This window comes from Affinirhizobium lemnae (assembly GCF_022968395.1).
Taxonomy (GTDB): Bacteria; Pseudomonadota; Alphaproteobacteria; order Rhizobiales; family Rhizobiaceae; genus Neorhizobium; species Neorhizobium lemnae.
The window spans coordinates 18771-25022 of sequence record NZ_JALJQZ010000051.1 but is presented as its reverse complement, the minus strand read 5'-3'; the positions used below and the strand labels follow the sequence as shown (position 1 = coordinate 25022).

General features: G+C 52.1%; 7 protein-coding genes and 2 tRNA genes. 2 read left to right on the top strand and 7 right to left on the bottom strand.

Annotated features, from left to right (window positions below; genetic code table 11):
* Positions 1-61 precede the first annotated feature (61 nt).
* The 7 genes from MUU53_RS20170 to MUU53_RS20140 all read right to left on the bottom strand — a co-directional run bounded on the left by MUU53_RS20170 (position 62) and on the right by MUU53_RS20140 (position 4712).
* The gene (locus MUU53_RS20170) at positions 62-1726 is read right to left on the bottom strand and encodes a DEAD/DEAH box helicase (protein WP_247262471.1); all 1665 of its coding nucleotides are present in this window, start codon (positions 1724-1726) and stop codon (positions 62-64) included.
* Entirely contained in the window at positions 1723-2586 is an 864-nt protein-coding gene (locus MUU53_RS20165) for a HamA C-terminal domain-containing protein (RefSeq protein ID WP_247262470.1), read from the bottom strand. The genes MUU53_RS20170 and MUU53_RS20165 overlap by 4 nt, the downstream gene beginning before the upstream one ends.
* 331 nt (positions 2587-2917) lie before the next feature.
* Positions 2918-2994, bottom strand: a tRNA-Arg gene (locus tag MUU53_RS20160).
* A 15-nt stretch (positions 2995-3009) separates the two neighbouring features.
* Positions 3010-3315, bottom strand: coding sequence for an ETC complex I subunit (locus tag MUU53_RS20155; protein ID WP_247262469.1), 306 nt, complete (start codon positions 3313-3315; stop codon positions 3010-3012).
* A 135-nt stretch (positions 3316-3450) separates the two neighbouring features.
* Positions 3451-3527: transfer RNA gene (locus MUU53_RS20150), tRNA-Pro, on the bottom strand.
* 136 nt (positions 3528-3663) lie between these two features.
* Positions 3664-4134: a DUF192 domain-containing protein gene (locus MUU53_RS20145; protein WP_247262468.1), complete on the bottom strand. Its 471-nt coding sequence runs from the start codon at positions 4132-4134 to the stop codon at positions 3664-3666.
* Positions 4134-4712: a cold-shock protein gene (locus MUU53_RS20140; protein WP_247262467.1), complete on the bottom strand. Its 579-nt coding sequence runs from the start codon at positions 4710-4712 to the stop codon at positions 4134-4136. Before MUU53_RS20140 ends, MUU53_RS20145 begins: the two co-directional genes overlap by 1 nt.
* A 213-nt stretch (positions 4713-4925) precedes the next feature.
* Here MUU53_RS20140 and gloA point away from each other — a divergent pair, with 213 nt between their 5' ends.
* On the top strand, positions 4926-5366 hold the full coding sequence (gene gloA / locus MUU53_RS20135; protein WP_247262466.1) for a lactoylglutathione lyase: 441 nt from the start codon (positions 4926-4928) through the stop codon (positions 5364-5366).
* Between the two features lie 224 nt (positions 5367-5590).
* Entirely contained in the window at positions 5591-6061 is a 471-nt protein-coding gene (locus MUU53_RS20130; RefSeq protein ID WP_247262465.1) for a hypothetical protein, read from the top strand.
* The last annotated feature ends 191 nt before the right edge of the window (positions 6062-6252 follow it).

Genomic DNA, 6252 nt, shown 5'->3' with positions numbered 1-6252 from the left:
ATCTCCAAAATCAGCTTTGAATCCGATTTGCGCTCTTTTGGGAATCCCAATCCTTAAATCATCACCACGACCTAGCTCTGGCGATTATGACAGCGATCTCGGCAACCTCGATCCTTTGCTCCTTATTAGGGAAGCCCTTCCATACCAGTAAATCGGGATCGTTCTTTAGAGTTTGTTGGATGCGGTCATTTGCTGCAACCAGGTTGTCGACCCCAAGAGCCCCATGCTCTTTTAGAACAGCGATTGACAGTCCTGTTGTGGCGCGCAGTTGGTCCTTTCTAGTCTTACCCGCAGGCGGCAGCTCGTCGTTCTCGATGTTCATGAGTATGTAGTCAGAAGACGAAGCGGGGTCGGAAAGAACCGGTATCTCCACATTGGTTTCGACGACTTCTGGCGGGGTGTAGTAAAGGAACGCTCGCCCGACGAAGTGTCTCATCATCCGGCCTACACGTCCGCGAATGTTGGCGAACGAGAAGAAGTCTAGATCGGCCCGGTGGTTGATTTTCTTGTCGAAAATAAAAACGTTGGCCGCTGACGTGTTCACACCTTCCACCAGCGTGGACGTGCAGATGAGGATTTTGATCATGCCACGGTCAAAAAGCTGGATGAAGAGCTGACCGAGAGAACGAGGAAGCCTTCCATGGTGAACAGCGATTGCTTTTTCGGTGCCCTCTCCCACTGGCCAGGACTTATGATAATTTTCAGCAATCCAGGTCTTCAGCAGCGTTCCGATGCGGCTATCTGTCCCTAGCTTTGCTGCAACAAATTCCTTCATAAGATTTTGAGCTGAGCCAGGTGTTGCCGTGAAGACGATGGAACTTTCATCTGCGACCCCGGCCAAATCAGCCAAGAGCGCATCCTTTTTGTCCTCACGAGCCGACCGGTCAAAGACATTGACTGATACGGTTCGGTAATCTGTCTGTACGAAGCGGAAACTTCCTCTGTACTGATCGCCCAAGAGGATGTTTTTGATGTGAGGGCCAGCCATAAAGCACTGCATTGATTTCGGCAGCGCCCGATAGAGCGCGATGTTTAGGTTCTCATATCTGTCATCTTTGCGTGTGGGATCGAGCTTGTAGAACTCATCAACGAACAGCAGATCGATTTTCTTGACGTCTTTTCGTTGCAAGAACCATTCCTGAGTAAGAACGAAAATCGTTGGAACGGTGGGATCGTAACCATCGGTCACCGTCGTGATGATATCATATCTGTCGCCAAAGCGTCGGGTGAGACGCCGTCGCGTTTCATCGATCAGCGCAATTGTCGGCAAAAGCATCACAACCGTGTGTGGCGACTTGTACGTGAGAAATGCATAGACGAGCATGCTTTTGCCAAAGCTTGTCGGAGCGCTCAATATGACATTGTCGCCCGCCAGCAGGTGGAGCAAAATCTCCATTTGCTTGGAATGCAGGTAGAGTTTCTCGTCAAGGTGGACAGCATGGGCCTCAATGACGGCTTGGCTGAACAGGCTGAAATTCTCGCCGTCAACATAAGGATACAGCCCACACTCCTCGGCCAGCATCTCCACAACGTCGAGGCAATCCTTAGGAATCTGACCCTGGCGGCGAGCCTCCAGAAGGCGGATTGATATTTCGAGTGCCGCGTCGTCCTCACGGTCCGAGGAATCTGCGAGCGAGCTTCCTGCGCTGGCCATCGCGTCAAAAATGTCGTTGGCACTCAACATTACTGCTGGTTCAAGCGTGCGCAAACGTTCCAATATCGTCATAGGAAGGCCTCAAGCTTTTTGTCGAAACTCTCGATCACTGCTTTTTTGTCGTTCATTGGCACGAACATCAGCACGAAACGGGCAGTCACGCCCGTTGCTTGGTCGGCGAAATAGTCCCGCAACTTCTCAGCTTCGGCCTTCAGCTCAGCGGCGTATTTCGCCGAAAGGACGGTATGAGAGGCCACCGTGTCGCTGTTGTAAGCGATCAAAATTGGGAAAACCGCCCGTTTTAGCAGCTCATCCTTGGACGTTTGGGGCTTGAACGCTTTTTTGACGGATTCCCTGTTGGGAACTCCTTCCGCGACATGGCCTAGAATCATGGCCTTTTCCATGTCGAGAAAGGCCGGGAGGAGGTGTTCCTTTACGGATTTGACAGCGTCCTGAATTCCGCTCAAGGGATCGGAGTAAAACTTCGATTCGCCGAGCCAGATTTCGAAATCGTCGCCCTTCGGTAGGATATGAACGCCGTCAAATCCCTTCACCGTGTCATTGGAAGAGGTCTTGAGCACTAGCTTGCACAGCACAGGAGACGTGCCGAAATGTAAGATGCAGGCTAAATGGAAAATAAGCTCTCCAATTTCCCCTCGGCTTGCGGTCTTTTTCGTATTGTAGATGTGTGCAGCTGCGAGCTGGAGCATCTCGACGAAATTGTTGGCACCGAATGCCAGCTGGTTTTCCTGGCTCAACGCCGCGAACGGTAGCCATTGGAAAAGATGATCAGCAAACGGTTTCGCTCGCCATTGGTTACTGTCATACCCTGCACAGAGCGCAGAGAAGGGCGGTAGATTGATACAATCTGCGCGGATTTCCAGAAATTTATCGGGGTATTTCAGCATCTGCTGCTGCGCCGCCTCAACCATGCATAGAATCGGTTAAAAAGACTCTATCCACTCTATCCGTATTCACAAGAACTCGCGCAAGATTAACGTGGAGAGAGATGCAGGCGAAATATTTGCGAGCAAGTCGATCTCAAAACAGATTTCAATACAGGCAGGAGCGCGAAGACGAATTATCTGAAGGCAAGACCGTCAGGAGGTAGTTTGGAATGGTCCGCAGTGTGAAATTAGCGCTGTTCAATTACGGTGCCACGCTTGCGGCAGTTGCTGTGGTGGTCGCCCGTCTCTCAACCGTTGAGTCGATCAATCGCAAAGGATCGTCGTTTCAATCAACGGATGAGTCGGGCTATAGCATTGGCGACCCCTGCAGGACTCGAACCTGCGACCTACTGCTTAGAAGGCAGTTGCTCTATCCAGTTGAGCTAAGGGGCCACGGCCCTGCACAGATTAGTGTGTCCAGGGCTGAATTCTATTGAAACGGAAATTATCAGAATAGGACACAATCTGGCGCGTCGCTTCCTTCGGCATAAGCACACGATATTCGATCCCGTTGCGCTCTGCATAAGCAACAGCCTGTTCCATGGATTCAAATGTCAATCGAACCTGCTGCTGCATATCTGAAGAAGAGGTATAGCCAAGGATCGGGTCGATGCTGCGTGGCTCTTCCTGATCGAATTCAAGAACCCAAAGATGAGTCTTCGCCTTGCCAGATTGCATTGCAGTTTTTGCAGGACGAAAGATCTTGGCGGTCATATCTTCGAAGCTCCCTTTCACGCATTGATTCTTCACAATACGTGGAAATTCTAAATCCAGCTGCGGGTTCCGTCCACCATAAGATGGCTTGATCCCGCATCTACTGGAGGAAGCTTAACCGTCGCTTTAAGACGGTGGTCGGAGTGGAGAGATTCGAACTCCCGACCCTCTGGTCCCAAACCAGATGCGCTACCAGACTGCGCTACACTCCGTTCCGCCGATGTGTGCGAGATACACGCTTCACCCCGTGTCCGCAACAGCAAATTTCAGTTTCCGTCTCAAATTCACAAGGGCATTTTCAGAGCGACATCCCCAGTTCAAACCCAGCCCGGAAGTAAGCCGAGCATCTTATCTCGCGTTTCCAATTTGCGGACTGACAACCTTGTTCCCCACCGCGATGTTACGCGCTTCCACCGCTCCGCCATTCAGTTCTAGCACATATTTGACAGGGCCACCGGACGACAAGGGAGTTTCATCATGCGGTTTGGCACCCTCATGGATCTTCCGGACAATCCCTTTCTCGTCGATGAAAAGCATATCTAATGGGATTAACGTGTTCTTCATCCACATTGCGACCTCTCTTGGAGACCCAAAGTCGAACAACATGCCTGCATCGGCAGCCATTTTTTCGCGGAACATCAGGCCTTGCTGTCGCTGTGGCCCATCAACTGCAACTTCTACCGTGAAGACCTGGGGACCCGTGGCTGTCTGAATAATCAGTTGTTCGGTCGGGAACTTCAACTGCGCTGACGAAGGCGACACCGAACACAGAAAGAGCGCCAATAAGGCGCTCATAAACTTCACGATAGGCATAAACATCAGTGCGCTCGTGATACGATGGAAGGACCGTCTGGATGAATTTCCGCAGCCATAAGTCCCTTGTCACCATCGCCATACCTGACGAGAACCACTTGGCCTGGACGCAATTCAGTGAGGCCGAATCGCCGCAACGTCTCCATATGAATGAAAATATCTTCCGTGCCCTCCCCACGTGTCAGGAAGCCAAAACCCTTGGTACGATTGAACCACTTGACCAGAGCACGCTCTAGCCCACTCGTCGGAGTGACCTGAACGTGAGTACGGATAGGTGGAAGTTGTGATGGATGAACTGCGGTCGACTGATCCATGGAAAGGATCCGAAATGCCTGGTAGCCTCGATCACGCTTCTGAATCAATGCTACGATCCGCGTGCCTTCTAGGATCGTCTGGAAGCCATCACGACGCAGGCATGTCACATGCAACAGCACGTCCTGCATTCCATTGTCCGGTATGATGAAACCAAAACCTTTGGCAACATCGAACCATTTCACGACGCCGGTGATTTCGATCAGTTCAACCGGATCTACTGCCAGATCCTCGAAACTGGCAATGCCCTTCGATGACATTCTATCCGCCATTCTGTCAGCCCCTGGTTTACGCGTCTACGGAGTCACGGTTAACTGATTCTTAGAAGATAAGTTAACATTGAGCGGTTCGTCTAGCGCAAGTCCTCACTTCTGCATTTTCCCGGCCTTTTATCGCGAAATCGCCTTGTCTGAAGCTGTCCAGCGCCCATATCGTGACAGGAAATTTCCATCCATGCACATTAAGACTGAAAGGCTAGGCGATCCATGCGCTATCTGCACACCATGGTCCGCATCAAGGACCTCGATGCGTCACTTGATTTCTACACTCGAATCTTTGGCCTCACGGAAGTCAGACGGATCGAAAATGAAAAAGGACGCTTTACCCTAATCTTCCTCGCTGCGCCGGAAGACGTTGACGCTGGCACTTCTGCAAAAGCCCCTTTGCTTGAACTAACCTACAACTGGGATACGGAAGATTACCAGGGTGGACGGAACTTCGGCCATTTGGCCTACGAAGTCGACAATATCTACGAATTTTGCCAGCGACTCATGGATCAGGGCGTCACAATCAACAGACCGCCGCGCGACGGAAACATGGCATTCGTGAAATCGCCCGATGGAATCTCCATCGAGTTGCTTCAAAAGGGTCCCGCGCTCGCACCTGCCGAGCCCTGGGCTTCGATGCAGAACACCGGGAGCTGGTAAACGTCGAATGGCATCCCACAGCCTCGATTGGCGGGCGCCGCACACCGCTGCGCCCGCCAAGCCTCACGCAGGATTGCGCATGCAAAATCGATCCGAACAACAGACAGGGTCGATAGTCGCACATGTCAAAGTCAGACATATCATTCACACTCGGCGTTCGACGCGGATTAGTCATCGGCGGGGGCTTGCTGGCGTGCTCGATGCTGAATAGCTGCACAAGCCTGATGGCGAAGACGTCCCTAGCACAATCCGTTGCCGCTGCGGAATCAGAGCAAGGGTTGACGCCTGCCTCGAGCACCTCCCCCTCGTCACAAGCGAAGGTCGCTGCTTATGTCGATCCGCTCGTTTCCAAGCGACAGCCGTCTACAAGACAGCCGAGTTCTAATGCAAAGACGGAACAGACGGCTCAGCAGCAAACTGCCGTACCACAGAAACAGGCGGAATCTGCCGCAAATGCTCAAGCACCACAGAACAGTCTGGCCAATGTCATTCAGCAGCCAACTGCGGTGCAAGCTGGACAAAACAGCATCTTCGCAATTGCAAATGCGAAGGTTGCCGAAGCTCAGGGCGTTCCGGCTTATGCCCCTGTCAAAAACATCAATCCCATGGCTGGCAGCGTCTTCAGCGCACGCAACAGCGGGGTCGCTCAGCCAGCGCCGGGTTCCGGATCACCAAACAACAACGGCCTTTGGTAGAACCGCATCATTATCGGTTACCCCATGATATCATTGGGTTTTACCATGTCCGAATACGGTGGTATTTTTTGTCGGTGTTGTGAAAAAGGCACTTGCGCTTCCGGAGTGACGCCCATATAAGGGCGCCACAGCACGCGCCCTTCGTCTATCGGTTAGGACGCCAGATTTTCATTCTGGAAAGAGGGGTTCGA